Raw genomic sequence first — 1,346 nt, forward strand, 5'->3', positions numbered from 1 at the left:
GAGAGTGTAAAATATTTTGTGTAAATGAAAAAATCCATACAAAAAAGGAAGTCCCTTCTGTAGAATAAAGTTAACGACAACCAATTCACAGAAAAGAGGACTTCCCTATGAATGATTTTACTACAGAAATTGTGCAAACTCTAGTCACTAAAGGCGATTTAAATGAATTATTCCGTTCGCACTTAGAAAAAGCGATAAACACACTCCTACGGACTGAATTAACGGCTTTTTTAGATTACGAAAAATATGATCGCACTGGTTTTAATTCAGGTAATTCGAGAAACGGTTCTTACTTTCGATCAATCAAAACCGAATATGGTGAATTAACATTGGAAATACCTAGAGATCGTAATGGTGAGTTTAAACAACAAACTTTACCAGCCTACAAAAGAACAAACGATACATTGGAAACCACTATTATCCATTTATTCGAAAAAGGTGTTACGATGTCTGAAATTGCTGATTTAATCGAAAAAATGTATGGGCATCACTATACTCCACAAACCATGTCCAACATGACTAAAGTTCTGACTGAAGAAGTAAACGCCTTTAAATCCAGAGCCTTAAATGATAAGTATATCGCTATTTTTATGGACGCTACTTATATTCCATTAAAACGCCAAACCGTATCCAAAGAAGCGATTTATATTGCCATTGGTATACGAGAAGACGGCACTAAAGAAGTACTGAGTTATGCGATTGCTCCGACTGAATCAACATACGTTTGGAATGAGCTGCTACAGGATATTAACTCCAGAGGAGTTCAAGAAGTCTTGCTTTTTATTACGGATGGCTTAAAAGGCATGAAAGATACCATCCAACAAATTTATCCTAAAGCAAAATATCAGCATTGTTGTATCCATGTATCTCGTAATATTGCTCATAAAGTACGTGTCAAAGACCGAAAAGAAATCTGTGATGACTTTAAGGCTGTTTATCAAGCTAACTCAAAGGAAGAAGCGAATACATTCTTATCCTGTATGATTGAGAAATGGAAGAAAAACTATCCTAAAGTGACGCAGTCACTCATAGAAAACCAAGATTTATTGACTTTTTATGAGTTTCCACCCAGTATTCGTAGAACCATTTACTCAACCAATCTAATCGAGTCTTTCAATAAGCAAATTAAAAAGTACAGCCGCAGAAAAGAGCAGTTTCAAAATGAAGAATCACTAGAACGCTTTCTAGTCAGCATTTTTGATACATACAATCAAAAATTTCTAAACAGAAGCCATAAAGGTTTCCAACAAGTAACCGATACATTAGTTTCAATGTTTACTGAGTAACTAATTATTTTGCAGAAGGACGATTTATTTACACAAAATTATTGACGCTCCCTGTCTCTT

The 1,346-nt window shown here is 34.6% G+C and carries 1 protein-coding gene; it reads left to right on the forward strand.

What is annotated here, in order from left to right; translation table 11 throughout:
* The first annotated feature begins 107 nt into the window (after positions 1-107).
* A complete protein-coding gene (locus NST49_RS12650) occupies positions 108-1,286 on the forward strand; it encodes an IS256-like element ISEf1 family transposase (protein ID WP_341048951.1) in 1,179 nt (392 codons plus the stop codon).
* The last annotated feature ends 60 nt before the right edge of the window (positions 1,287-1,346 follow it).

It is taken from the genome of Carnobacterium sp. FSL W8-0810 (genome assembly GCF_038007125.1).
Classification (GTDB): domain Bacteria; phylum Bacillota; class Bacilli; order Lactobacillales; family Carnobacteriaceae; genus Carnobacterium_B; species Carnobacterium_B inhibens.